Here is a 24,902-nt window from a genome sequence, read left to right on the forward strand (position 1 = left end):
GTTTTTTTCCAGCAAAGCGCACGGAATTGCGCGATAAATCGCGCCGCTACGGATCACAGCAGCACTCTTTTAGGATGAGCTATGGATTACTTTCCCCTGTTTTGCCGTCTTCAGGGCAAACGTTGTTTGCTGGTCGGCGGCGGTGATGTCGCGGAACGCAAAGCACGCTTGCTGCTGGAGGCCGGTGCTGATTTGCACGTTGGCGCGCTGGATTTTTCCCCTGCTTTCTTACAGTGGGAACAACAGGGGAAAGTGGTGTTATGGCAAGGCGCGTTCACTGAAGAGTGGCTGGCAGACTGCTGGCTGGTGATTGCCGCCACCAACGATGATGCAGTGAATCAACAGGTGGGCGCAGCTGCCGAAGTTCGCCGTATCTTTTGCAATCTGGTCGATGCCCCTGAGCAGGCCAGCGCCATCATGCCCTCCATCGTCGACCGTTCACCGTTGATGATCGCCGTATCGAGCGGTGGTCGCGCACCGGTGCTGGCTCGTCTGTTGCGAGAGAAGCTGGAGGCGATGCTGCCACAGCATCTGGGCCAACTGGCTACACTGGCCGGTTCACTGCGCCAGCGGGTGAAAAATCGCTTTAGCAGCATCGCTCAGCGTCGTCATTTTTGGGAACGCTTCTTTGCCAGCGATCGTCTGGCGCAAACGCTGGCAAACGGTGATCATCCCCGCGCGGAGGCGCTGGTCGAGACACTGTTTGATGCGCCGCTGTCACAACAAGGTGAGGTGGTGCTGGTCGGTGCCGGGCCTGGCGATGCGGGACTGCTGACGCTGAAAGGCCTGCAACATATCCAGCAGGCGGATGTGGTGGTGTATGACCGTCTGGTATCCGATCCGATACTCAATCTGGTACGACGCGATGCGGAGCGTATTTTTGTCGGCAAACGCGCCGGTCACCACTGTGTGCCGCAGGCGGAAATTAATCAGTTGCTGTTGGAGCAGGCGCAGCGTGGTAAACGCGTGGTGCGCCTCAAAGGTGGCGATCCCTTTATCTTTGGTCGTGGCGGCGAGGAGCTGGAGGTGTTGGCGCAGCATCATATCCCGTTTAGCGTGGTGCCAGGGATTACCGCAGCATCGGGTTGTGCGGCTTACAGCGGCATCCCGCTCACCCACCGCGATCATGCGCAGAGCGTGCGTTTTGTCACCGGCCATTTGCAGCAGCATGGTGACATTGAGTGGCAAAAATTGGCCGCCGAGCAGCAAACGCTGGTGTTTTATATGGGTCTGACGCAGGCACCTGAGATCCAGCGCCAATTGATGTCACATGGCATGGACGCGGAGATGCCGGTAGCGCTGGTGCAAAACGGCACCACCCCACAGCAGCGCGTTGCCACCGGCACGCTGGGTGCTCTGGCCACGCTGGCGCAGCAGTTTACCAGCCCGGCGCTGATTATTGTCGGTCGCGTGGTTGGACTGCGCGATCGGCTACGCTGGTTCTGAGAAACAAAAACGGCGGACCCTCATGGCCCGCCGTTTCACCTTTGCTGCGTTAGCGCTTATGGCTGAGCAACAAAGCCAACCGCTTCGTATACCTTCTTCAGCGTCTCCTGCGCATGTGCACGGGCTTTGGCCGCACCATCACGCATCACCTGATTCAGGAACTCTTCATCATTGCGGTAGCGGTTGTAACGCTCCTGCAACTCGGTCAGCATGCCTGAAACCGCATCAGCAACGGCGCCTTTCAGGTGGCCATACATCTTACCTTCGAACTCCTGCTCAAGTTCCGGGACGGGTTTGCCCGTTACACCCGAGAGAATATCCAACAGGTTCGATACCCCGGCCTTCTCTTTGATGTCGTAGCGCACCACTGGCGGCTCTTCAGAGTCGGTCACCGCGCGCTTGATTTTCTTCACCACCGATTTCGGATCTTCCAGCAGGCCGATCACGTTGTTACGGTTGTCGTCGGATTTCGACATCTTCTTAGTCGGCTCCAGCAGCGACATCACGCGTGCACCCGATTTCGGAATAAAGGGCTCCGGCACTTTGAAGATGTCGCCATACAGCGCGTTAAAACGCTGGGCGATGTCACGGCTCAGCTCCAGATGCTGCTTCTGATCTTCACCCACCGGGACCTGGTTGGTCTGATACAGCAGGATATCGGCCGCCATCAGCACCGGATAGTCAAACAGACCGGCATTGATGTTCTCTTCATAACGTGCAGATTTGTCTTTGAACTGCGTCATGCGGCTCAACTCACCGAAGTAGGCGTAGCAGTTGAGGATCCAGCTCAGCTGAGCATGCTCCGGGACATGCGACTGAACAAAGATGGTGCTTTTGTTCGGATCGATGCCACAGGCAAGATACAGCGCCAGAGTATCCAGCGTCGCTTTACGCAGCGCGGCGGGGTCCTGGCGAACGGTAATGGCGTGCAGATCGACGATGCAGTAAATGCAGTGGAAATCATCCTGCATCTGCACCCACTGACGCAGCGCACCCATGTAGTTGCCAATGGTCAGTTCACCGGAAGGCTGGGCGCCGCTGAAAACGATGGGTTTGCTCATGCTTATATCCTGATAATCACAGCCCGAGTGCGGGCAAAAGTTCGTCAAAAGAGTCGAGTGTTAAATCGGGTTGGCTGCTGGCGATGGGTTCGCCGTAGTTGTAACCAAAGGTCATGCCAATGTTCGGTACGCCTGCTGCCTGGGCTGCGAGGATATCATTGCGTGAATCGCCAACAAACAGCAATTGCTGTGGCAACACACCAAATCGTCCCAGTACGAGGAAAATCGCTGCCGGATGCGGTTTTTTCACTACCACATCATCGCCACCAATAATCAGAGAGAAGTAGTCAGCGATGCCCAGCGAAGCCAGCAAAGGGGCAACAAACGGCGTCGGTTTATTGGTGACGATCGCCAGCGGCAAGCCCTTTTCTGCCAATTTTGCCAGTGTGGCTTTTACCTGGGGGAACAGCGTACTGCCCGCTTCCACGGTTTCGGCGTAATACTTATCGAACAACGTGCGCGCATCACGCTGTTCATTTTCCTGCGGTTCGCGGCCCAGTGCCCAGGTCAGTGCACGGGTCATCATCACATCGGCACCGTTACCAATCCAGGTTGAGGCACGCGCTACACCTGGCGGCGGCAACTGCAAATCACCCAGGGCATGATCGATGGCCTGGGCCAGGCCAGGCGCGCTGTCCACCAGCGTACCATCCAGATCAAACGCCAGAGCGCGAATATCAGTGAAATGAGCCATTTACCTTCTCCAGTTCGCTGCGCATCGCATCGATCACTTTTTTGTAATCGGGGTGACCAAAAATGGCGGAACCAGCGACAAACATATCCGCACCGGCTGCGGCAATCTGACCGATGTTGTCGATCTTCACACCGCCATCCACTTCCAGACGGATATCGTAGCCGCTCTGATCAATGAGACGACGCGCCTGACGCAGTTTATCCAGCGTACCGGGAATGAAAGACTGACCGCCAAAGCCAGGGTTAACCGACATCAGCAGGATGATATCCAGCTTATCCATCACATAATCGAGATAGCTGAGTGGCGTTGCCGGGTTAAACACCAGACCCGCTTTACAACCGTGTTCTTTGATCAGTTGCAGCGTGCGGTCAACATGTTGGCTGGCTTCAGGGTGAAAAGTAATGTAGCTGGCACCGGCTTTGGCAAAGGCCGGGATGAGTTCATCCACCGGTTTAACCATCAGATGCACATCGATCGGTGCGGTGATGCCGTAATCGCGCAATGCTTTCAGCACCATCGGCCCCATCGTCAGATTGGGAACGTAGTGGTTATCCATCACATCGAAATGCACCACATCGCCGCCTGCCGCCAGCGCTTTTGCGGTGTCTTCACCCAGACGGGCAAAGTCAGCAGACAGGATTGAAGGGGCCAGTAAAAATTGTTTCATCCGATTCTCCCAATTTTGTGCGCCAGCACGAGCTGGCGTAATGCGTTGGTCGCGGACGAAACAGGCTAGCGGAAAAGCGCCAGCAGTTCGTCAACCTGAGTGCGACCACTTATGCTTCGGCTGATGGAACGCCGGGCTTTAACAACATGTAATACCGCATTCCGATACCACTCACGCGTCAGCAGGGTATCGTGGTTGGAAATTAATACCGGAATCTGATTCTCTTTTGCCAGCTGGGCCGCCAGTTCTGCCAAATGCTGCTGCTCGCGCATACTGAAGCTGTTGGTATGGTAGGCAGTAAAGTTGGCCGTCGCCGACAAGGGCGCATACGGCGGATCGCAGTACACCACCGAGCCTTTATGTGCGCGGTTCAGAGTAACATCGTACGATTCGCAGACAAAAGTGGCTTTTTGCGCCCGTTCAGCAAACCACAGCAGTTCCGCTTCTGGAAAATAAGGTTTGCGATAACGGCCAAAAGGCACATTAAACTCACCGCGCAAATTGTAGCGGCACAGGCCGTTATAACCGTGACGATTGAGATACAGAAACAGCAAGGCGCGCTGATACACATCACGACTGGCGTTAAAGGCCACCCGCTGCGCGTAGTAGAACTCTGCGTTGTTGACTTCCGGTGTGAATAACTTACGCGCATCGTCGATAAATTCCGTGGTGCGGGTTTTGACGATGTTGTACAGGTTGATCAGGTCACTGTTGATGTCAGCCAGATGATAACGGTCATAATCCGTGTTGAGAAACACAGAACCGGCACCAACAAATGGCTCAATCAGGCAGTCGCCTTGCGGCAAGTGACGACGAATGTCATCAAGGAGCGGGTATTTCCCTCCGGCCCATTTCAGGAAAGCGCGATTTTTTTTCATGCTGTCGTGGTTATTACATCTTAATTATTGGCTGTGGCGGTACCGACAGCAGCTTTGCGCTTAAAACGGGGCCACAGTGACGCGACCCCACAATGATTACTCGCTTTCTTTTTTCACCTGGCTCAGGGGTTTCACCCACGGGTTCTGCGCGCGCACTTCGGCAGGCAGCGAAGAGACTGCACGTTTGGCATCTGCGGGGGTAGCGTAGGAGCCACTTACCAGCACATACCAGGGCTGACCATTACGGGTGGTTTTATACACATGATAGCCGCTCAGATTCTGTTTCTTCGCCCAGGCATTCAGGCTTTCCGCTTTCGAAGCGCCACTCAGCTGCAACGTATAGTTACCGCCAGGCAGAGACTTACTGGCTCCACTGCTGACCGGTGCGGCGTTATGCGTGACTGTCGACTGCGGTTTGCTCTCGCGTACGGCTGGCTTGCTGGCCGTCGGGGCTTTATGCGTTGGGGTATGGGTTTCACGCTGGCTGCTGGCACGCGGCTTTTCTTCACGCGCGATCGGCGGGGAAATGGCTTTACCACTGCCGCTTACCGTCGCGGGAGCCGTAGGCAATGAACTGTTGCCCTGCGCACCCTGTGCTGCGCTATCCACCTGGCCCTGCTGATTATTCAGTGCAGTATTGAGATCGCCTGGCAGGGTCACACGTTGCTGATTCGCCGGCGTGTCTACCGGTGCAGCCTGCGTCGGCGTTGATGACACAGGAGGCATAGTGATGGATTGTGAGCCGTTGTCAGCGGTTGGCGCATTCGCGGCGGGTTGTGACGCGCTGCCTTCCGGCGCTGGCGTCGTGTTCTGCTGGCCGCTCATGGAGGTGGAACCGGAGAGATCAATATTCTTTTCCGCGCCGCCAGAAGCCGGAGCTGGGCTGTTACTTCCTGCGGTATTCGCTGGCTTGCTTTCATCCGGGCCGTTCAGTGCCGAACCAATACCCAGTACCAGCAATAACAGAACCAGAATCCCGATACCCATCATCATATGCTGACGGGAAACCGGTACTTTTACTTTTGGCGCAGACGACGATTTGCGGGGCCGTGTGGGGCGACGGTCACTGGCATCAGGTTTTAACTCGTCTTCCGGTTTAAACTCATCCATTTAGCCTCCTCCGTAAAACGGCACGCATCCGACGCGCCGCATCACCACTCTTTTCTTTACCCGGCGGGTATTATAATGATTTCTGACAATCGTTAATTGCAGCCAGCACCATATCATGTGCTACGCCTGCACGCACTTCAGAGCTACCGATAGCGAGAGGCAGCACCAGACGCAGTTCGCCCGCCAGTACTTTTTTATCACGCATCATATGCGGCAAATACTCTTCCGCCGCCATGCTTTCCGGACCATGCACCGGTAAACCGGCACGCAGCAACAACGCAATAATGCGATCGGTATCCGCCGCACTGAACTGACCAAGACGTTCAGCGGTACGCGCAGCCATCACCATGCCTGCGGCAACCGCTTCACCGTGCAGCCAGTTGCCGTAACCCATATGGGCTTCAATGGCATGACCAAAAGTATGGCCCAGATTCAGCAACGCGCGCAGACCGGTTTCACGTTCATCAGCGGCCACGACTTCGGCTTTCAGCTCGCAGCAACGGCGAATACAGTAGGCCATGGCTTTTTCATCCAGCGCCAGCAGAGCATCAAGATTTTGCTCCAGCCACTGGAAAAAATCACCATCAAGAATGATGCCGTATTTAATCACTTCCGCCATGCCAGACGCCAGTTCACGCGGCGGCAGTGTGGCAAGGCAATCGGTATCAACCACCACGGAGGCAGGCTGATAAAACGCGCCTATCATGTTTTTGCCGAGCGGATGGTTAACGGCGGTCTTACCACCAACGGAAGAATCCACCTGAGAAAGCAAGGTCGTCGGTACCTGAATAAAACGCACGCCGCGCTGATAGCTGGCCGCAGCGAAACCGGTGAGATCACCAATCACACCACCGCCCAGCGCAATCAGCGTGGTATCGCGGCCATGCGGCTTTTGCAACAAGGCGGTAAACACCTCATCCATCACCGCCAACGTTTTATACTGCTCACCATCGGGCAGGATCACCTGATCCACTTTCACCCCTGCTGCACTCAGCAGTGCCGACAGCTTCTGCAAATAGATCGGCGCCAGCGTCTGGTTGGTAACCAGCATCGCATTGTCACCGGCTTTCAGCGGCCAAAAAGAAGCCGGATCGTTAAACAGCCCGGCAGCAATGGTGATGGGATAACTACGATCCCCGAGCGAGACAGTGATCTTCTCCATGATGACCGATACCTATGACTTAGCCCTCAGGCGCTGGATCAACTTTTTTCCAGCATATTGATGATCTGATTTGCCACTACTTTTGCACTTTGATCGTCAGTGCGGATAGTGACATCAGCGATCTCTTCATAAAGCGGGTTACGTTCGTCTGCCAGCGCTTCCAGTACTTCACGCGGCGGCGAGTCAACTTGCAGTAATGGGCGCTTTTTATCACGCTGCGTACGAGCAAGTTGCTTTTCGATGGTGGTTTCGAGGTAGACGACCACACCGCGGGCGGAGAGACGATTACGGGTTTCTCGGGATTTGACGGAACCGCCACCGGTAGCCAGCACGATGCCCTGCTTCTCGGTCAGTTCATTGATAATCTTTTCTTCACGATCGCGGAAACCCGCTTCGCCTTCAACGTCAAACACCCAGCCCACATCCGCTCCGGTACGTCGCTCAATTTCCTGATCGGAATCGAAAAATTCCATATTGAGTTGCTGAGCTAACTGACGACCAATAGTGCTTTTGCCGGCACCCATCGGCCCAACCAGAAAGATATTGCGTTTCTCTGCCATTTTGTCGGTATTACTAAGAATTCGTTGATGATACCCCGCGTTCAGCTTTAGCTGGCGGGACAGGAACTGAGACCTCATGAGCGTTAGCAAGAGTCAGACGAAAAATTATCTCAACACTCATGGCCGTTTGGCAACCGAATAAATTGCCCCCGGCGACCTCATAACAGGACCGGTCTGTGGTTCGCGAGACGGTAACGCACCTCCGCAACCCCTTTAGACCTCAGGGTATATGTTCATTTGACGTCAGTATCGCTTGTGACTGACGCCCATCGGGAGATTTTTTGTCGCGTTCCGTTACACCGTTTAAAAATCGCTAAACCTTGTAAGCTAATTCCTGTCCTGCGTCAACGCAGTTGGCATCACAGAGCGAATTTTCCTCTTTATCCGGTCGTAAGCGCTGCTTCCCTGACCAGTCTGGGGGTAATGAAGATCACCAGTTCCTTTTTCTTCCGCTCATCCGTTTGATGACGAAAAAGATTTCCCACCACCGGTAACTGACCCAGCCAGGGGACGCGATTTTCGTTTTGCGCCCGCTGCTGCTGAAAAATTCCCCCCAGAGCCAGGGTTTCACCATCACGCAGCGTGACCTGGGTGTCGATTTCCTGCTTATCAATACTTAAGGTTTGATGCTCACCCGTGTTGATACTGCGGCCCGGCATGTTCTGGCTCAGGCGAAGTTTTAACTGAATACGGCCATTGCCCAGTACCACAGGCGTCACCTCCATACCCAGGACCGCCTCCTTAAATTCGATGGCAGTCGCGCCGCTGTTACCGGATTTCACCTCATAAGGAATTTCCGTTCCCTGTTTAATGGTGGCGGTTTGCTGATGCGAGGTAAAAAGCCGTGGGCTGGCGATGATTTCAATCTGGCTTTCCTGCTCCAGCGCACTCAGCTCAAGATTGAGCAACTCACCTCCCACCTGTCCCAGTGTCACCCCCATGCGAAAGGCGGGATTACTTACCGCCAGCGGAATCGCCAACTGCGGATTACGCAGGGCTTGCGTGACCTCTTCCGCCGGTGAAATCCCCCAATTCACCCCCAGCTCGCGCAAATGCTCCTCGCTGATGGTCACGATATGGGCTGATAACTCGACCTGCTCCAGTGGCAGGTCCAACGCTTTGAGCCAGCTTACGGTGTTCTGCAACGCCTCGGGCGTGTCGCGCAGCAACAAACTGTTGGTGCGGCTGTCCACGGTGACACTGCCGCGCGAGGTCATTAGCGAGCGCTCGGTTTGCAAGCTACGTGCAGCATCACTGGCATTGGCGTAATAAAAAGTGACCGTCTGCTGTGTCAATGCGATGTGTTGCTGTTGTTCCTCACGTTCCGCCTGGATTTTTTGCGCCTGCCACTGCTGCCAGCTTTCCGGATAAACCAGCAGCACGTCTTCTTCCTGTACCACGCTCAGTCGCGCCAGTCGGGCAACCAGCGCCAGAGCACGTTGCCAGTCGACATTTTCCAGCCGTAGGGAGAGCCGCCCTTCAACCCCCGGAGCAATCAGCAAATTGGTTTGCTGATAATCCGCCAGCGCCTGAAAAATGTTTTCAACTGGGGCATCGTCAAAAACCAGACTCAATCTCTGTTCACTGGCGTGCAATGGCGCGTTCAGACACAGCACCACCAGCATCCATAGCGTCTTCCGTGACATAGAAACCTCCTTTTATACGAAACTGTATTTGCTGTGGCGAACAACTCTGTTCAGCCAGCAAAAGTAATGAGCGTGCCGTGAGGTGTTGCACACGCCAGGGCGTCTGGGGTAACTGCATCTGTTGCTCCAATCTGACATTTTTACCCTGTGGTGAGCGCAGCCAGGCAACATAGTGATCAGGGATACCGACGATGCCTTGCAACCGCCACCCTTGCGGTGGAGCTATTGTGGACTGGCAGAATACAGGTGCCATCGGTTGGAAAGGGTCCCGCGCCAGTACCGCTGGACTGCCCAACAGGAAACACAGCAGCACGCTAACCCTCATCGCGGCTCTCCAGCCAAAGTTGCGTCATCAGCGTTCCCTGATCTGCCTGAAGTTGAAAACGTTCCGGCACGGGCAACGCCGTATGCGCCAGTTCAGCAAACAGCGGCGTAAATTGCTGCCAGTTCAGTTTGAGGACAATATGCTGTGGCTGGCTTTCCGGCTGCCAGGCTTCCAGTTGCGTTCCCCTTGCCGCCAGTAGAGTTTCAAGTAATTGGGGTGGACTGAAGGTGGCAGGTTGTTGCAGCTCGCTGATCTCAACCAGCAACTCAGCAACGGGCGGATGCAACGCTAGCCGTTGCAAGCGCTGCTGCTCAAGTTGTGCCTGCTGCACCAATTGACGCTCTTGCCCGGCACGCATCTGTTGTTGCGGCAATAGCACCACCAACCACCCCAGTGCCAAAACCAGCAGTGGCAACGCCAACAGCAAGGCGGCACGCCACGGTAGCGCCAGATGCATCAGGCGCTGAAGCCCTTCATTCACCTTTCACCTCCGCCACCTGTGCACGTAAGGTAAAACGGTAATGGCCATCTGGCTGACGCTGCACGTTCCCCTGACGAATCCCCGGGAACAGTGGCACTTTCGCCAGCAGGCGGCGAAAATCGCCAATCGCAGCCATGCTCGACGCCAGCCCTTCCAGCACCAGTTGCCCTTGCCTGCGCTCCATGCGGCTCAGCCACAACGTTTCCGGCATCAGTTCGGGTAATTGCTGCCAGAACTGCTGCCAGGCCAGATGCTGCAATTGCCGCGTCTGTTGCTGACGTTGCGTTTGTATTAAAGCATCACGTTGCAGCAGCAACCGCTGTTGATCACTTAGCTGTTGATCAAGCTCGCCAAGTCGTTGTGCGAGTTGTTGTTGCTCAGCCTGGTGCTGCTGACTGACGAGATATCCGCGCCAGCCACACAGCAGTAAAATCAGCAGGCTGATACCAATACCACTCGCCAGGAACATCAGGCTCTGTTGACGCTGACGTCGCCACTGCTGGAGACGCCAGGGAAGTAGATTAACCGTCAGCATCAGGCATCCTCCGGGCGCAATGCCAGACCGAGCGCCAGAGTGTAATCCCCTTCGTTGTCCGGGAGGGGTAACTGCAAATAATGCAGCAGTGAAAAGGGCTGAACCGCGGTGAATCCCGTCATGGGTGTGGTACTTAACGCGGATTCCATCTCTGGAAATGTCGCCTGCAAATACGCCAGAGAGAGGGGTTCCGTACTCGCCCCCGAAGTAGCCGTAGAACCTGCCAGATACCACAGCCAGTGGTCGTTTAATGAATGAATCAATAATTGCTGATGACGCAAAGGTAAACGCCATGCAACCTGTGCCAGTGCGAGGTTGTTTAATTCGAACACATCAGGTTGCAATCCGGCCTGCTGCAATGGTTCGAGCCATTGCGTGATCACTTCACGCCGTGCCGCAGTGATGCATAACTGGGTTGATGCGGAAGATGCACGATAATCCAGAGCCAACGATGCCGGTTCTACCGGGAATAAGCGTTGCGCCGATGCCTGAACATAACGATTTAGCGCCGGTTCACGTAGCGTGACGTCAGGTAGCGGCAACGAGCGTTGCAGAACCAGCTGTGGCGGCAAGCCAACGCGCAATGAATATCGGCCTGGCAACTGACATCGCCACTGCTTCAGCGCCGCCAATAACGCGGGGGATGACTGGAGCACGCCATTTTTCAACGTATCTTCAGGCAGCGTCTGCTGTTGCCAGGACCTGAGCTGCCAACCCAGGCGGCGGCGCTGGATCGCCACCGCACAAAATTTCCCATTCTGAATATCCAGGCCAATTTGCCAGCGCTGAAAAGCCATGCGCGCGATCTCCTTATCGTTAGAGGTAAATAGCCGAAATATCTCGTGTCCTCGGAGGGGCGCAGCTGCCTAAACTCTCAGGTTAGCCGTCAGGGGCCAGTGCGCCTGTCTCAAAAGTCGTCCCCTGGAGGACTTGAAGTATGCCGGGTATATCAAAGCGTCAGGCTTGCCTTTATACTACCGCGCGATTGTTTATAAACTGCCCAAACGACAACAGATGGGAAATCTCAGGTGAAGTTCGTAAAGTATTTATTAATCCTTGCAGTGTGTTGCATCTTGCTGGGAGCCGGCTCGATTTATGGTTTGTACAAATACATAGAGCCGCAGTTGCCCGACGTGAACACATTAAAAGATGTGCGCCTGCAAACCCCGATGCAGGTTTACAGTGCGGATGGCGAGCTTATCGCCCAGTACGGTGAAAAACGCCGTGTGCCGCTCACCCTGCAACAAATGCCGCCTGAGCTGATCAAAGCGTTCATTGCCACCGAAGATAGCCGTTTCTACGAGCATCATGGCGTTGATCCAGTGGGTATTTTCCGTGCTGCCAGCATTGCGCTGGTGTCCGGCCATGCCTCTCAGGGTGCCAGTACCATTACCCAGCAGCTCGCACGTAACTTCTTCCTCAGTCCGGAACGCACACTGATGCGTAAGATTAAGGAAGCGTTTCTGGCGATTCGCATCGAACAGCTGCTGAGCAAAGATGAAATTCTCGAGCTGTACCTCAATAAAATTTACCTCGGTTACCGCGCCTACGGCGTCGGTGCTGCCGCTCAGGTTTATTTTGGCAAGTCAGTCGATCAACTGTCGCTGAGTGAGATGGCGATGATTGCCGGTCTGCCGAAAGCGCCCTCCACTTTCAACCCGCTTTACTCGCACCAACGTGCGTTGGCGCGTCGTAACGTGGTGCTGTCGCGTATGCTGGACCAGAAATACATCACCCAGCAGCAGTATGACGACGCCCGTAACACCCCGCTGGCGGCCAGCTATCACGGCCCGGAAATCGCCTTTGCTGCACCTTATCTGAGTGAGATGGTGCGTCAGGAAATGGTGAAACGTTACGGTGACAGTGCTTACGAAGATGGTTACAAGGTCTACACCACGGTGACGCGTCGTTTACAGGAAGCGGCACAGCAGGCGGTTCGCAATAACGTGATGGCGTATGATATGCGCCACGGTTATCGCGGCCCCACCAACGTGTTGTGGAAAGTGGGTGAAGCCAGTTGGGATAAAACCCGCATTCAGAATGCCCTGAAAGACCTGCCGCTGTATGGCCCACTTAACCCGGCGGTTGTCACCAACGTCAGCAATGATGAAGCCACTGCGATGCTGAAAGATGGCAGCAGCGTGTCACTGACGATGGCAGGTGTGCGCTGGGCGCGTGCTTACAAATCCGACATGCTGCAAGGCCCTACGCCGCGTAGCGTGTCGCAGGTGTTGCAGACGGGTCAGCAGATTTGGGTGCGCAAAGTCGACAACGACTGGTGGCTGGGTCAGGTACCTGTGGTGAACTCCGCACTGGTGTCGCTCAATCCTGAAGACGGTGCGGTTCGCGCGCTGGTGGGTGGTTTTGACTTTAATCAGAGCATGTTTAACCGCGCTACCCAGGCACTGCGTCAGGTCGGTTCCAACATTAAACCGTTCCTGTACACCGCAGCGATGGACCGTGGTCTGACACTGGCGTCAATTCTCAACGATGTCCCGATTTCTCGCTGGGATGCGGGTGCCGGCACCGACTGGCGACCGAAAAACTCGCCGCCAACCTATGACGGACCGATTCGTCTGCGCCAGGGCTTAGGCCAGTCGAAAAACGTGGTAATGGTGCGTGCCATGCGTGCGATGGGCGTTGATTACGCTGCACAGTATCTGCAACGTTTCGGCTTCCCGGCGCAGAATATTATGCATACCGAATCGCTGGCGCTGGGTGCAGCTTCGTTCACCCCAATGCAGGTGGTGCGCGGCTACTCGGTGATGGCAAACGGTGGTTTCCTGATTGATCCCTATTTCATCACCAAAATTGTGAATGAACAGGGGACCACGGTGTTTGAAGCCAAACCGAAGATCGCCTGCCCGCAGTGCAATCTGCCCGTGATTTATGGCGACACGCAGAAATCCCTCGCCCTGAACGAAGAGAGCGTTGAAAACGTTGCGGTGTCTAATCAGGCGCAAAATCAGACCGTGCCGCAGCCTGAGCTGGAGCAAGTACCCGCTCAGCCGCAACCGGCAGGCGACCAGCAGTATGCGCCGCATGTGATCAACACACCGCTGTCGTTCCTGATTAAAAGCGCCCTGAACACCAACATCTTTGGTGAACCGGGTTGGATGGGAACGGGCTGGCGCGCCAGTCGTGATCTGAAACGTAACGACATCGGTGGCAAAACCGGTACAACCAACAGCTCGAAAGACGCCTGGTTCTCCGGTTATGGTCCAGGTGTGGTGACCTCGGTCTGGATCGGCTTTGATGATTCACGCGCGCTGGGCCGCACCACCGTTTCCGGTGCTATCCCGGACCAGATTTCTGGCTATGAAGGTGGCGCGAAGAGTGCGCAACCGGCATGGGATGCGTATATGAAAATCGCGCTGGATGGTGTGCCGGATCAACCGCTGACACCACCTGATGGCGTGGTGACAGTGACCATTGATCGCAGCACCGGCAAGTTAGCCAATGGCGGCGGTAATTCGCGTCAGGAGTATTTCATTAACGGCACCCAGCCGACGGAATACTCGGTGCATGACGTGGGCACCACCATCATGGACAACGGACAAAGTCACGAATTGTTCTGATCGAAAAAGCCGGCATAATTGCCGGCTTTTTTATGGTCATCGAATAAAACTGGCGCGATAAATCGCGCCGCTACAGATGACACCTTCATCAATAAGTCAGACGCCCCTGCTTTACCAGCCACTCGCGCACCATAAACAGCGCGCTGACATTACGGGCTTCGCGAAAATCAGGCTCATCAAGCAACGCCAATAGATTATTCAGCGGCCAGCGACGCACAATCAACGGCTCAGGTTCATCCCCTTCCAGCTTCTCTTCATACAAGCCTTCCGCCACCACAATGTTCATTTTGCTGGAGAAATAAGAGGGTGCCATGGTCAGTTTGCCAAGCGTTTCCAGTTTAGCGGCACCGAACCCCGCTTCTTCTTTTAACTCGCGATCCGCCGCTTCAAACGCGCTTTCACCGGGATCAATCAACCCTTTGGGGAATCCCAGCTCATAGCTTTCCAGTCCAACGGCATATTCCTGAATCAGGATTACGTCATCGCCAAGGATCGGCACAATCATCACCGCCTCGCGTTCGGACGGTTTCATCCGTTCATACACCCGTCGCGCGCCATTACTGAAAGCGAGATCGACAGCTTCAATGGTAAATAACCGGGAGCGAGCCACCGTCTCGACGTTGAGGATGTCAGGTTTTTTCTGTGGAGTTTTCATATCAACCTCAAACTTTACACAACCTTGTGATGCGATAATGCCAGCATCGCCACAGCATACCGAAGCCCAAACAATTGTGCGACAAACAGCGCAGGTAAACTATGCTGTCATATATTTGCTAACGGGTACTAACAACATATTGTTATTTCTGCATTAAAATTCTCACAATAAGTCAATGACAGGAGGGGAAATTCAGAAAATACCGATATTTAATTGAGTGGAGTCTCGATAACATTCCTGTAAGGAATAATCTAATAATTTATAATTCAATGATTTTGCGCGTTATTTTATCTGACATTTCACTTGTCAGAATGACATCAGCTCGCCAAAATTGACCTGTATTGATCATTCATCGGGAGCAGATCGTTAACGTGAAGGCAGTTTTTTGGCTGAACTGAGCAGAGCATGAGCACAATTATCATTATTTTAGCCATTGTGATGGCTTGCTCCATGCTCGCGGGCATAGGTTATTGGTACGCTATGCGGCATCGTCCGCCGTTGGCGAAACCTCTGCCGTTCATTAATCCGCCCTACCGAAAACTCACCGATGAAGAACGCGCTGCCGTTGAAAAGTATATTGCCGCCCTGACAAAACAACGTCAGCAGCCCGTATCCCGGCCAGGTAAAAAGCAGCAGGAACCGGAAGGCCTGACGCTGACCGCGCAAAGTAATAACGTCTACCCCGTCACCCGCGCCATCACCCGTTATGGTTTATCCACCGATGATCCACAAAAGTGGCGCTACTATCTGGATGCCGTCGAAGTTCATCTGCCACCGCTGTGGGAACAGTACATTGCCGATGAAAACTATGTTGAACTGATCCGCACCCAGACCATGCCGCTGGTCATTTCACTCAATGGCCATTCCCTGGTGAATTACGTGGTCGAGCAACCCGCCCTGCCTCCGCTGGTGCGAACCATGTCGACCAACGCTTCGATTCGCAAAGAAGAAAGCGAAAACGTCGAGTTACTTCGCGTACGTAAAGAGACATCGGAAGAGTACCAACTGTCACGCCCCGATGGCACCCGCGAAGCCGCCACCATCTGTTTCGCCTTTTTGTTGTTCTTCCTCAGTCTGATATTGCCCGGCAGCATGATGATCTGGATGGTTCTGCTGGGTAGCGCCTTAATCGCCGTCAGCCTGTGGTTCCTGTACCGTTTCCCTGGCGAAAATGGCCTGCGCGAGGTGCACTGCCTGCGCGGCGCACCGAAACGCTGGGGTTTGTTTGGTGAGTCAAATCAGGAACAGAGCAACATCTCGCTGGGCATTATCGATTTGATCTACCCGTCACACTGGCAGCCCTATGTGGCGCATGATTTAGGCCAGGTCACGGATGTCGATATTTACCTGAATCGTCAGGTGGTGCGCCAGGGACGCTTTCTGTCGTTACAGGATGAAGTTCGTAACTTCCCGGTACAGCGCTGGCGCAAGAATCTGGTACTGGCCTGTGGTTCGCTGCTGGTGCTGGTGATGTTGGTAAGCTGGATACCTCTCAGCATGCCGATCAAACTCAGCCTTGCCTGGGTCAAAGGCACCGAAAGTCTGGAAGTGAATAGCGTCGATAAACTCAATGCGATGCCACTGCACATTGGTGACAGCCTGAAGGTCAGCGGCACCGGCATGTGTTCTGTGCCCGGCAACTATCAAAGCAATCGCAGCTACGCGTTTATGCCGTTCGACTGCTCCGCTATCTACTGGAACAACGCCACACCGCTGCCACAACCGCAGTCCGATATTATCGATAAAGCAGCCGCACTGCTCGACACCACCACACGTCAGCTGCATCCCGAAACCAATACCGATCCGAAACTCAATCCACAGCTCGCCTCAGCCATTCAGAAATCGGGGATGATTTTGCTGGATGATTTCTCCGACCTGGTGTTAAAAACCCAGGACCTGTGCAGCCAGCAGCAGGATTGCGTGCGCCTGAAAAACGCGCTGGTCAATCTGGGTAATGCGAAAGATTGGGATACATTGATTCATCGTGCGGATTCCGGTCGCCTGAATGGCATGAACGTGTTGCTGCGCCCGGTTAGCGCTGAAGCGTTGGAAAACCTGGTTAACACCGCTACCTCCACCTTCTTCTCGCGTGAAACACGCCGCGCAGCGGAAAACCTTAACAGCCCGCCACCGGGTGGTTTTCTGATCATCAGCGATGAAGGTCGTCAGTTGGTCAATCAGCCACAGCCATCCGTTCCCTTGTTTGATCTGGATGCCCCCTCGCAATGGCGCGAGCTGCAACATATGTCCGGCATGCTGCTGCACACCCCCTTCACCGCCAGCGGTATCATTACCAGCATCACCACCGATGCCAATGGCACCCGTCATATCGCGCTGCATAATGAACCAGATGCCCTGGCACAGTGGCGCTATCTCGGCACCGCCTTGTTGATGGTGGTCCTGGCTGGTTGCGCATTGATTAATGGGCTGCTGGCGATGCGTCGCGTCCATCGTAATCGCCTGCGGATGGCCGAGATTCAGCAATACTACGACAAATGTTTTAACCACAATCTCAGTACTATGCAGAGCGTGCGCTCACTGTTCTGAGCCTTTCCCTTCTGTGCTACCCTGTCGCCCTGTTTTCAGGGCGGGGAAAAAACATGCAAGTTACGCTTAACTGGACCGGTATCGATACCGTGCTGCTGGATATGGACGGCACCTTGCTCGATCTCGCTTTTGATCGCCACTTCTGGCTGGAACATGTCCCGGAAACCCTGAGCCGCCAGCGCGCCATCACGCTGACCGAAGCGCATCAACTGATTCGGGAAAAATATCACGCCGTTGCGCATACGCTAAACTGGTACTGTCTGGATTATTGGTCGCAGGAACTGGCATTGGATATCCGCGCCATGACCTTCGCACAGCGCGATCGCGCCGCTTTGCGCGAGGATACGCTGCCGTTTTTGCAGGCTCTGCGTGCGGCAGGAAAACGTACCATCCTGCTGACCAATGCCCATCCTTACAATCTGGACATCAAACTGGCGCAGACCGGATTGGCTGCCCACCTTGATTTATTACTTTCTACCCATACCTTTGGGTATCCGAAAGAGGACCAGCGTCTCTGGCAAGCGGTACAGCAGCAAACCGGCTTCAATAATGCCCGCACGTTGTTTATTGACGACAGCGAACCGATTCTGGATGCCGCAACGCGTTGGGGCATCGGTTGGTGTTTAGGCGTCAGCAATCCGGATTCAGGCCGGCCGGATCAATCTTTCAGCCGTCATCCGGCAGTGCGAGATTATCGGGAGCTACTGGAGACGCTGCGTTAAATCAGGAGCCGCAATGAAAGAAAAAATCAGCGAAGGCGTGCGCCTCGACAAATGGCTGTGGGCGGCGCGCTTTTACAAAACCCGTGCCATCGCACGCGAGATGATTGAAGGCGGTAAGGTGCATTACAACGGCCAGCGCAGTAAACCCAGTAAGCTGGTGGAGCTGGATGCAGAGCTGACGCTACGTCAGGGCAATGATGAGCGCACCGTCATTATCACCGCCATCAGCGATCAGCGCCGCCCGGCCACTGAAGCCCAGGCGCTGTATGCTGAAACGGCTGTCAGCATTGAGAAACGGGAAAAGCTGGCGCTGGCACGCAAGATGAACGCGCTCAGTATGCCGCACCCGGATCGCCGCCCGGATAAGAAGGAGCGCCGCGATCTGATGAAATTTAAATTGTCGGGCGATGAATAACTCGCGCCCCAACGAGAGAAAACCTATGTCTGTTCAAGATCAACTGCATCGTTATCTGTTTGAAAATGTGGCCGTGCGCGGCGAGCTGGTGAATGTCTCCCAAACCTGGCGCGACATCGTGGAAAACCACGACTACGCTGAGCCGGTGAAAAACCTGATGGGCGAACTGCTGGTGGCCACCAGCCTGCTGACCGCAACGCTGAAATTCGAGGGTGATATTACCGTGCAGTTGCAGGGCGATGGCCCGTTGTCGCTGGCAGTGATCAACGGCAACAACCGTCAGGAGCTGCGCGGCGTGGCTCGCGTGAAGGAAGAGATCGCCCCTGGCAGCAGCCTGAAGCAGATGGTTGGCAATGGTTATCTGGTGATCACCATCTCCCCGGAGAAAGGTGAGCGTTATCAGGGCGTCGTCGGTCTGGAAGCCGATACGCTGTCCGGTTGCCTGGAAGATTACTTTATGCGTTCTGAGCAGTTGCCGACTCGCCTGTTTATTCGTACCAATGAAAAAGGTGCCGCCGGTATCCTGTTGCAGGTACTGCCAGCCCAGGAACCGCACCTCGACGACTTCAACCATCTGGCAACCCTGACCGAAACCGTGAAAAGTGAAGAGTTGATTGAGATGTCTGCGACTGACGTTCTGTGGCGTCTCTACCACCAGGAAGAAGCGACGGTGTTCGATCCGACCACGGTCAGTTTCAAATGCACCTGCTCACGCGAACGCTGCGGCGAAGTATTGAAAACGCTACCGATTGAAGAGGTCGATGAGATCCTCGAAGAAGACGGTGAGATCGACATGCACTGCGACTACTGCGGCGCACATTACGTTTACGATGCGGTCGATATCGCAGCCATCCGCAATACGCCGACGGGCAGCAGCGATCAACTGCATTAAGGGTTATCCGGGCGGCCAGCCGCCCTTTTACATCACCTTCATTTTCAAAGAAATTACCTTCTTTTCCCTAACTTTAGTTTCATAAGCGGCATATTTATCCGCTTAACACGCCCTGAGTCGCATTTCTGACTGACAAGCCTTTTCCGGCCCGCCAACTCGGGTACACTGCGCGCGATCATCCTCGACCCCTGACCGGGCCGACCTGCAGGATCATCTTTCATAATTACAAATAGAACAGACCCCGATGAGGAGCATTCACATGCGCGTTAACGGCCTGACATCGCACGATCTTGCCGCTTTGGGCATCAATGGCACTACGGAAGTGGTGTACAACCCTGATTTCGATACTCTGTTTCAGGAGGAAACGCGCCCCGAACTGGAAGGTTTTGCGCGGGGCATCCTGACGCAAAGCGGGGCTATCGCTGTCGATACCGGTATTTTCACCGGTCGATCCCCCAAAGATAAATACATCGTGCGTGATGACACCACGCGCGACACGTTGTGGTGGAACGACAGCGGCGAAGGCAAGAATGACAACCAGCCACTCTCAACAGAAACCTGGCAGGCGCTGAAGCAGTGCGTCACTGAACAGTTATCGGGCAAGCGTCTGTTTGTGGTCGATGCATTCTGTGGTGCCAATCCGGATACGCGCCTCAGCGTGCGCTTCGTGATGGAAGTGGCGTGGCAGGCGCACTTTGTCAAAAACATGTTTATCCGCCCGAGCGACGCAGAGCTGGCACAGTTCACGCCCGACTTCGTGGTGATGAACGCCGCCCAATGCACTAACCCGAACTGGCAGGCTCAGGGGTTGCATTCAGAAAACTTTGTCGCCTTTAACCTGACCGAACGCATGCAGTTGATTGGCGGTACCTGGTACGGCGGTGAGATGAAGAAGGGCCTGTTTGCCATCATGAACTATCTGCTGCCGCTGAAAGGCGTTGCCTCGATGCACTGCTCAGCCAACGTGGGGAAATCCGGCGATGTGGCGGTATTCTTCGGCCTTTCTGGCACAGGAAAAACCACGCTGTCGACCGATCCGGATCGTCAGTTGATCGGTGATGATGAGCACGGCTGGGATGATGACGGCGTCTTCAACTTTGAAGGGGGCTGCTACGCGAAAACCATCAATCTGTCGGCCCAGGCCGAGCCGGAGATCTATAACGCGATTCGCCGTGATGCGTTGCTGGAAAACGTGGTGGTACACGGTGATGGCAGTGTCGATTATGCCGACGCCAGCAAAACCGAAAACACCCGTGTCTCCTATCCGATTGAGCATATTGAAAACATCGTGCGTCCGGTTTCCAAAGCGGGCCATGCGAAGCGGGTGATTTTCCTCACCGCCGATGCCTTCGGGGTGCTGCCGCCAGTCTCGCGTTTAACACCAGAACAGACGCAGTACCATTTCCTGTCAGGCTTTACCGCCAAACTGGCCGGTACGGAACGCGGCGTCACTCAGCCGACCCCCACCTTTTCTGCCTGTTTTGGTGCCGCATTTCTCACCCTGCATCCAACGCAGTACGCCGAGGTGCTGGTAAAGCGTATGGAAGCAGCAGGCGCACAAGCGTATCTGGTGAATACGGGCTGGAACGGCAGTGGCAAACGTATTTCGCTGAAGGAGACGCGCGCCATCATCAATGCGATTCTGGCGGGTGAACTGGATGATATGGAGACGCAGACGCTGCCGATCTTTAATCTGCAAATCCCCACCACCCTGGCCCAGGTGAGCGACGAGATTCTGGATCCTCGCGCCAGCTGGTCCAGCCCGAACGCATGGCAGGAAGCGGCACAGGATCTGGCACAGCGTTTTATCAACAACTTCGAAAAATACACTGACAACGCTGCCGGGGCCGCGTTGGTGCAGGCGGGTCCACAACTGCCGTAAAACGTACTCGTAGCGACGCGATTTATCGCGCACGTTGACAGTAAAGGTCAAAGGCGCGCGATGAATCGCGCCGCTATGTCAGACGTTATGGTTGCTGTTGACCAGCGCGGTTCCGGTTCCCGGTACGGGCAGCCAGGCGCGGATACGCAGGCCCCCGCGCTCGCTGACACCAATCTCCAGCGAGCCGTCATGCGCATCAATAATACGTTGCACAATCGCCAACCCAAGACCGGTGCCGCTGGTGCTTCGGGCACTGTCGCCGCGAACAAAAGGCTGGAACAGATGCTGCAACTGTTCCGGCTTAATCCCCGGACCGTCATCTTCGACCTGGAACCAGGCGCGATTCAGCTCCTGACCACTGCTGACTTTAATCCAACCATTGCCGTAGCGTGCCGCATTCACTACCAGATTCGCCACCGCCCGTTTAATCGACAGCGGATTGATATCCAGTATCAACTCCTCTGGCATCACCGCGTTCTCAATCTCACGCTCGTAGCCACTTTCCGCTGCAACCACTTCACCCAGCACGCTATTCAGATCGGCGCGCTCAGTCTGCATTTCCTGGCCGGTACGCAGATAGTCGATAAACTGCTCGATAATCGCATTGCACTCCTCGATATCTTTGTTGATCGACTCCGCCAGATAGCCATCTTCCTCGCTCATCATCTCGGTGGCGAGACGAATACGCGTCAACGGGGTGCGCAGATCGTGACTGACACCTGCCATCAGCAAGGTGCGGTCATCGGCTAATTGCTTCACACCCGCGGCCATCTGGTTAAAGGCCCGTGTCACCGAACGCACTTCGGATGCGCCATACTCGCGCAATGGAGGGGGAATAATTCCTTTACCCACCTGCAAGGCAGCATGTTCGAGGTCAACCAGCGGTCGGTTCTGAATCCGGATAAACAGCCAGGCTCCACCTATCGCCAAGAGCATAATCGCCAGCGTGTAGCGGAACAGCGGTGAAAAATCGCCCTGGTGAATTTCGGTCAACGGCACGCGAACCCAGATATCGGGAGACAACCAGGTTTTCAGCCACACCACCGGGGAGTTTTTATTTACCTCAACCCGCACATCAGTTGGCCCGCCAAGCTGCTGCGCCATCTGCTCACTGAGAAACTCGTAATGCTGTGCCCAGCGCAACCCACTCTCTTCCGCGGCCGCATTGGTATACAGCGAAATGCCCAGTTCACGATAGATTTCACGCCGGAAGGCCGGTGGCACCTCCAGCTGGGTACCATCCTCCAGTTGCAGGCGGTCCGTCATCAGCATACGAACTTCATAAGCGAGGACTTTGTTGAACTGCTGCAAACTGGGAAGAATGGCGAAATTGAGCACCACCAGATAGGTCGTTACCAGGCTGACGAACAGCAAGGTAACGATCAATAACAGGGTGCGGGCAAACGAACTGCGAGGTGAGAAGCGCAATCGCCTCATGCTTTACTGCCGTCCGGAACGAAGACGTAGCCAAGACCCCAAACGGTCTGAATGTAACGCGGATGCGCCGGATCTTCTTCTACCATGCGGCGCAGACGGGAAATCTGCACGTCGATAGAACGTTCCATCGCGCTGTATTCACGACCACGCGCCAGGTTCATCAGCTTATCGCGGGACAGCGGTTCACGCGGATGGCTAACCAACGCTTTCAGCACAGCGAATTCCCCACTGGTGAGCGGCATCGGCTCATCTTCACGGAACATTTCACGCGTACCAAGGTTCAGTTTGAATTTACCAAACGCAATCACCGCTTCTTCCTGAGACGGCGCGCCCGGCAGTTCATTGGCCTGACGACGCAGCACGGCACGGATACGCGCCAGCAGCTCACGCGGGTTGAAAGGTTTCGGAATATAGTCGTCAGCGCCGATTTCCAGCCCAACGATACGGTCCACTTCTTCCCCTTTCGCCGTAACCATAATGATCGGCATCGGGTTGCTTTGGCTACGCAGGCGGCGGCAAATTGACAGGCCATCTTCGCCCGGCAGCATCAGGTCAAGGACCATCAGATGGAAAGATTCGCGGGTTAACAGACGATCCATTTGCTCGGCGTTGGCAACGCTGCGCACCTGAAAGCCCTGTTCGGTGAGATAGCGTTCGAGCAACGCGCGCAAACGCATATCATCATCGACGACCAGAATTTTGTAGTTCTCTTGCATGTTCAACTCCCAAAGGCGCCATTGCCTGAGCCAATATTGTTAAAAAAAGATGCCTTACAGTGACAGTCATTAATGGTTTATATTCTAGCCGAAATTGTTACAAAGCATATTAAACAGCAGCTTATCTTTAATTTCACCGCATAATTGTGGCGCATTTCGCGCTTTTTGCTCGGCTGATCAATATGTTTAAGGGATCTCTGAAAAATCAGCGCATTTTATGATTGTTGCTGGCTCTGCCTTCCTGACGGCCTTTTTTGTACACATTCCTGTTGAGAATAGGCCATCGAACCCTGCCGGGGGGATAAAATGTGGCGTTTGTTTATTACGCCGCCCTTACGCTCTCGGATGAATCCCACCCCGAATATGAAATAAAGACCATCATTAAATAAAGCAATAAAAATCAACCATTAACAACCACTTTCTTCTCCCGACGCAATCTCCGACACTGCCCTCATGGCGGGTGAAATTGCGTTCATGTGGAGAGAAAGAAGATGAAAAAAATCGCCGTTCTGCTGGGCATATTGATCCTGACGGGCTTCACCCAAGCTAAGGCCGCAACTGCCATCGGTGAAGCCGCCGGTACGCAGGCATCCACAAACGCAAAAGGCACCTCAGAAGCGATCGGGGTTGGTGCCCTTGCCGCATTACTGGGTGTTGCCTTAGCCTCCGCAGGCGGCGGAGGTCATGGCACCAACACCTCGACTTCGACTACCACAACCACGATGCCCGCTAAGTAATGAAATCAGGCGCGGCAGGAACGCGGCGCCTTCCCTGTTGTTTACCAGCCCTTTCGCCACCGGAGAATAAGTGTCACCCCCGGCTTTCTTACAAAAGCTATTATTCTCCGCCTCTTTTTTCTTCCGCGTCTCGCAGATACTCGATACGGTTCACAAACCACAACTTTTGACCTTCCGGCGTATTCACCGTCACTTCGTCATCGACTTCTTTCTTGATCAAGGCGCGCGCCATTGGCGAATCAATCGAGATGTAATCCTTTACCTCACCATAAATTTCATCCGGGCCGACAATACGAAAGCGTTTTATTTCGCCCTGCTCATTCTCCACCTCGACCCAGGCGCCAAAAAATACCTTTCCCTCCTGCTGCGGGGCGTAATCGACGATCTTCAGTTCTGCCAAACATTTGCGCAGATAGCGCACGCGGCGGTCGATTTGCCGCAGCAGACGCTTGTTATAGGTGTAATCGGCATTTTCCGAGCGATCGCCCAGGCTGGCGGCCCAGGAGACAATTTTGGTGATTTCCGGACGCTTTTCATTCCACAAATGATCGTGCTCAGCGCGCAGTTTGTTATAGCCCTCGCGGGTAATCAGTTGGGTTTTCATAGCGTCAACTCGTGATACAGGTCTGATTTAGCATAGTGGAGGCTAACAATATGCGACCAGCCGAACATCAGCAAGGTAAGCGCGATGTTCTGCGCGCCGCATTCAGAAAATGACGGATTCACCTGCCGCCGTCTGGCAATTTTCAGCCTCAG

Annotated in this window: 24 protein-coding genes; 8 read left to right on the plus strand and 16 right to left on the minus strand. The window is 54.7% G+C overall.

Annotated elements, in window-relative coordinates; genetic code table 11:
* The first annotated feature begins 81 nt into the window (after positions 1-81).
* On the plus strand, positions 82-1,446 hold the full coding sequence (gene cysG / locus AC6I8R_RS18990; RefSeq protein ID WP_497832687.1) for a siroheme synthase CysG: 1,365 nt from the start codon (positions 82-84) through the stop codon (positions 1,444-1,446).
* A 56-nt stretch (positions 1,447-1,502) separates the two neighbouring features.
* On the opposite strand, the gene trpS is transcribed toward cysG, so the two are convergent.
* From trpS to pilM, 12 genes are all read right to left on the minus strand, one after another.
* On the minus strand, positions 1,503-2,507 hold the full coding sequence (gene trpS / locus AC6I8R_RS18995) for a tryptophan--tRNA ligase (protein ID WP_021184836.1): 1,005 nt from the start codon (positions 2,505-2,507) through the stop codon (positions 1,503-1,505).
* A gap of 16 nt (positions 2,508-2,523) precedes the next feature.
* Positions 2,524-3,201, minus strand: coding sequence for a phosphoglycolate phosphatase (locus AC6I8R_RS19000; RefSeq protein WP_021184837.1), 678 nt, complete (start codon positions 3,199-3,201; stop codon positions 2,524-2,526).
* Positions 3,185-3,868, minus strand: coding sequence for a ribulose-phosphate 3-epimerase (gene rpe, locus AC6I8R_RS19005; protein WP_021184838.1), 684 nt, complete (start codon positions 3,866-3,868; stop codon positions 3,185-3,187). The genes AC6I8R_RS19000 and rpe overlap by 17 nt, the downstream gene beginning before the upstream one ends.
* Before the next feature lie 65 nt (positions 3,869-3,933).
* Positions 3,934-4,746: an adenine-specific DNA-methyltransferase gene (gene dam, locus AC6I8R_RS19010; protein ID WP_021184839.1), complete on the minus strand. Its 813-nt coding sequence runs from the start codon at positions 4,744-4,746 to the stop codon at positions 3,934-3,936.
* 96 nt (positions 4,747-4,842) lie between these two features.
* Positions 4,843-5,856 (minus strand): SPOR domain-containing protein, encoded by a 1,014-nt coding sequence (locus AC6I8R_RS19015; protein ID WP_208724306.1) that lies wholly within the window; start codon positions 5,854-5,856, stop codon positions 4,843-4,845.
* A 70-nt stretch (positions 5,857-5,926) separates the two neighbouring features.
* Positions 5,927-7,018 (minus strand): 3-dehydroquinate synthase, encoded by a 1,092-nt coding sequence (aroB, locus tag AC6I8R_RS19020; protein WP_497832688.1) that lies wholly within the window; start codon positions 7,016-7,018, stop codon positions 5,927-5,929.
* A 38-nt stretch (positions 7,019-7,056) separates the two neighbouring features.
* Complete coding sequence (gene aroK, locus AC6I8R_RS19025; protein WP_021184842.1) at positions 7,057-7,578, minus strand: shikimate kinase AroK; 522 nt, start codon at positions 7,576-7,578, stop codon at positions 7,057-7,059.
* Positions 7,579-7,958: 380 nt separating this feature from the next.
* Positions 7,959-9,224: a DNA uptake porin HofQ gene (gene hofQ / locus AC6I8R_RS19030; protein ID WP_208724307.1), complete on the minus strand. Its 1,266-nt coding sequence runs from the start codon at positions 9,222-9,224 to the stop codon at positions 7,959-7,961.
* Positions 9,160-9,549 (minus strand): HofP DNA utilization family protein, encoded by a 390-nt coding sequence (locus AC6I8R_RS19035; protein WP_036626717.1) that lies wholly within the window; start codon positions 9,547-9,549, stop codon positions 9,160-9,162. The genes hofQ and AC6I8R_RS19035 overlap by 65 nt, the downstream gene beginning before the upstream one ends.
* Complete coding sequence (locus AC6I8R_RS19040; protein WP_415173668.1) at positions 9,539-10,030, minus strand: HofO family protein; 492 nt, start codon at positions 10,028-10,030, stop codon at positions 9,539-9,541. The genes AC6I8R_RS19035 and AC6I8R_RS19040 overlap by 11 nt, the downstream gene beginning before the upstream one ends.
* Positions 10,023-10,565 carry a PilN domain-containing protein gene (locus AC6I8R_RS19045; protein WP_415173667.1) on the minus strand — a complete coding sequence of 181 codons (543 nt, stop codon included), beginning with the start codon at positions 10,563-10,565 and terminating at the stop codon, positions 10,023-10,025. Before AC6I8R_RS19045 ends, AC6I8R_RS19040 begins: the two co-directional genes overlap by 8 nt.
* Complete coding sequence (gene pilM, locus AC6I8R_RS19050) at positions 10,565-11,362, minus strand: type IV pilus biogenesis protein PilM (RefSeq protein ID WP_415173666.1); 798 nt, start codon at positions 11,360-11,362, stop codon at positions 10,565-10,567. Before pilM ends, AC6I8R_RS19045 begins: the two co-directional genes overlap by 1 nt.
* A gap of 231 nt (positions 11,363-11,593) precedes the next feature.
* Between pilM and mrcA the strand changes: the two genes are divergently transcribed.
* Positions 11,594-14,143: a peptidoglycan glycosyltransferase/peptidoglycan DD-transpeptidase MrcA gene (gene mrcA, locus AC6I8R_RS19055; protein WP_208724312.1), complete on the plus strand. Its 2,550-nt coding sequence runs from the start codon at positions 11,594-11,596 to the stop codon at positions 14,141-14,143.
* Between the two features lie 88 nt (positions 14,144-14,231).
* Here the strand turns inward: mrcA and nudE are convergent, their stop codons facing one another.
* Positions 14,232-14,798, minus strand: coding sequence for an ADP compounds hydrolase NudE (gene nudE, locus AC6I8R_RS19060; protein WP_021184848.1), 567 nt, complete (start codon positions 14,796-14,798; stop codon positions 14,232-14,234).
* Between the two features lie 405 nt (positions 14,799-15,203).
* Between nudE and AC6I8R_RS19065 the strand changes: the two genes are divergently transcribed.
* The 5 genes from AC6I8R_RS19065 to pckA all read left to right on the plus strand — a co-directional run bounded on the left by AC6I8R_RS19065 (position 15,204) and on the right by pckA (position 21,256).
* The gene (locus AC6I8R_RS19065) at positions 15,204-17,345 is read left to right on the plus strand and encodes an intracellular growth attenuator family protein (RefSeq protein WP_036626725.1); all 2,142 of its coding nucleotides are present in this window, start codon (positions 15,204-15,206) and stop codon (positions 17,343-17,345) included.
* 53 nt (positions 17,346-17,398) lie between these two features.
* Positions 17,399-18,067: a GMP/IMP nucleotidase gene (gene yrfG / locus AC6I8R_RS19070; protein WP_415173665.1), complete on the plus strand. Its 669-nt coding sequence runs from the start codon at positions 17,399-17,401 to the stop codon at positions 18,065-18,067.
* Positions 18,068-18,080: 13 nt separating this feature from the next.
* Positions 18,081-18,482 (plus strand): ribosome-associated heat shock protein Hsp15, encoded by a 402-nt coding sequence (gene hslR, locus AC6I8R_RS19075; protein WP_021184851.1) that lies wholly within the window; start codon positions 18,081-18,083, stop codon positions 18,480-18,482.
* 25 nt (positions 18,483-18,507) lie between these two features.
* Entirely contained in the window at positions 18,508-19,374 is an 867-nt protein-coding gene (gene hslO, locus AC6I8R_RS19080; protein ID WP_021184852.1) for an Hsp33 family molecular chaperone HslO, read from the plus strand.
* A 259-nt stretch (positions 19,375-19,633) separates the two neighbouring features.
* Positions 19,634-21,256 carry a phosphoenolpyruvate carboxykinase (ATP) gene (gene pckA / locus AC6I8R_RS19085; protein WP_497832689.1) on the plus strand — a complete coding sequence of 541 codons (1,623 nt, stop codon included), beginning with the start codon at positions 19,634-19,636 and terminating at the stop codon, positions 21,254-21,256.
* A gap of 78 nt (positions 21,257-21,334) precedes the next feature.
* Here the strand turns inward: pckA and envZ are convergent, their stop codons facing one another.
* Positions 21,335-22,693, minus strand: a complete 1,359-nt coding sequence (gene envZ, locus AC6I8R_RS19090; protein WP_036626728.1) for a two-component system sensor histidine kinase EnvZ — start codon at positions 22,691-22,693, stop codon at positions 21,335-21,337.
* Entirely contained in the window at positions 22,690-23,409 is a 720-nt protein-coding gene (ompR, locus tag AC6I8R_RS19095; RefSeq protein WP_001157751.1) for an osmolarity response regulator transcription factor OmpR, read from the minus strand. Before ompR ends, envZ begins: the two co-directional genes overlap by 4 nt.
* A gap of 491 nt (positions 23,410-23,900) precedes the next feature.
* Between ompR and yjbE the strand changes: the two genes are divergently transcribed.
* Positions 23,901-24,146 carry an exopolysaccharide production protein YjbE gene (yjbE, locus tag AC6I8R_RS19100; RefSeq protein WP_021184855.1) on the plus strand — a complete coding sequence of 82 codons (246 nt, stop codon included), beginning with the start codon at positions 23,901-23,903 and terminating at the stop codon, positions 24,144-24,146.
* Positions 24,147-24,246: 100 nt separating this feature from the next.
* Here yjbE and greB read toward each other — a convergent pair whose 3' ends face one another.
* Complete coding sequence (gene greB / locus AC6I8R_RS19105) at positions 24,247-24,750, minus strand: transcription elongation factor GreB (RefSeq protein ID WP_021184856.1); 504 nt, start codon at positions 24,748-24,750, stop codon at positions 24,247-24,249.
* Positions 24,751-24,902 lie beyond the last annotated feature (152 nt).

This window comes from Pantoea sp. X-Soil-OKNW-713 (assembly GCF_059730685.1).

Coding starts and splice junctions, on each gene's coding strand:
- AC6I8R_RS19065 (WP_036626725.1), top strand. CDS start 15,204: ATGAGCACAATTATCATTATTTTAGCCATTGTGATGGCTTGCTCCATG.
- hofQ (WP_208724307.1), bottom strand. CDS start 9,224: ATGTCACGGAAGACGCTATGGATGCTGGTGGTGCTGTGTCTGAACGCG.
- AC6I8R_RS19015 (WP_208724306.1), bottom strand. CDS start 5,856: ATGGATGAGTTTAAACCGGAAGACGAGTTAAAACCTGATGCCAGTGAC.
- hslR (WP_021184851.1), top strand. CDS start 18,081: ATGAAAGAAAAAATCAGCGAAGGCGTGCGCCTCGACAAATGGCTGTGG.
- trpS (WP_021184836.1), bottom strand. CDS start 2,507: ATGAGCAAACCCATCGTTTTCAGCGGCGCCCAGCCTTCCGGTGAACTG.
- aroK (WP_021184842.1), bottom strand. CDS start 7,578: ATGGCAGAGAAACGCAATATCTTTCTGGTTGGGCCGATGGGTGCCGGC.
- ompR (WP_001157751.1), bottom strand. CDS start 23,409: ATGCAAGAGAACTACAAAATTCTGGTCGTCGATGATGATATGCGTTTG.
- pilM (WP_415173666.1), bottom strand. CDS start 11,362: ATGGCTTTTCAGCGCTGGCAAATTGGCCTGGATATTCAGAATGGGAAA.
- hslO (WP_021184852.1), top strand. CDS start 18,508: ATGTCTGTTCAAGATCAACTGCATCGTTATCTGTTTGAAAATGTGGCC.
- dam (WP_021184839.1), bottom strand. CDS start 4,746: ATGAAAAAAAATCGCGCTTTCCTGAAATGGGCCGGAGGGAAATACCCG.
- AC6I8R_RS19045 (WP_415173667.1), bottom strand. CDS start 10,565: ATGCTGACGGTTAATCTACTTCCCTGGCGTCTCCAGCAGTGGCGACGT.
- AC6I8R_RS19035 (WP_036626717.1), bottom strand. CDS start 9,549: ATGAGGGTTAGCGTGCTGCTGTGTTTCCTGTTGGGCAGTCCAGCGGTA.
- envZ (WP_036626728.1), bottom strand. CDS start 22,693: ATGAGGCGATTGCGCTTCTCACCTCGCAGTTCGTTTGCCCGCACCCTG.
- nudE (WP_021184848.1), bottom strand. CDS start 14,798: ATGAAAACTCCACAGAAAAAACCTGACATCCTCAACGTCGAGACGGTG.
- cysG (WP_497832687.1), top strand. CDS start 82: ATGGATTACTTTCCCCTGTTTTGCCGTCTTCAGGGCAAACGTTGTTTG.
- rpe (WP_021184838.1), bottom strand. CDS start 3,868: ATGAAACAATTTTTACTGGCCCCTTCAATCCTGTCTGCTGACTTTGCC.
- aroB (WP_497832688.1), bottom strand. CDS start 7,018: ATGGAGAAGATCACTGTCTCGCTCGGGGATCGTAGTTATCCCATCACC.
- yrfG (WP_415173665.1), top strand. CDS start 17,399: ATGCAAGTTACGCTTAACTGGACCGGTATCGATACCGTGCTGCTGGAT.
- yjbE (WP_021184855.1), top strand. CDS start 23,901: ATGAAAAAAATCGCCGTTCTGCTGGGCATATTGATCCTGACGGGCTTC.
- AC6I8R_RS19000 (WP_021184837.1), bottom strand. CDS start 3,201: ATGGCTCATTTCACTGATATTCGCGCTCTGGCGTTTGATCTGGATGGT.
- pckA (WP_497832689.1), top strand. CDS start 19,634: ATGCGCGTTAACGGCCTGACATCGCACGATCTTGCCGCTTTGGGCATC.
- greB (WP_021184856.1), bottom strand. CDS start 24,750: ATGAAAACCCAACTGATTACCCGCGAGGGCTATAACAAACTGCGCGCT.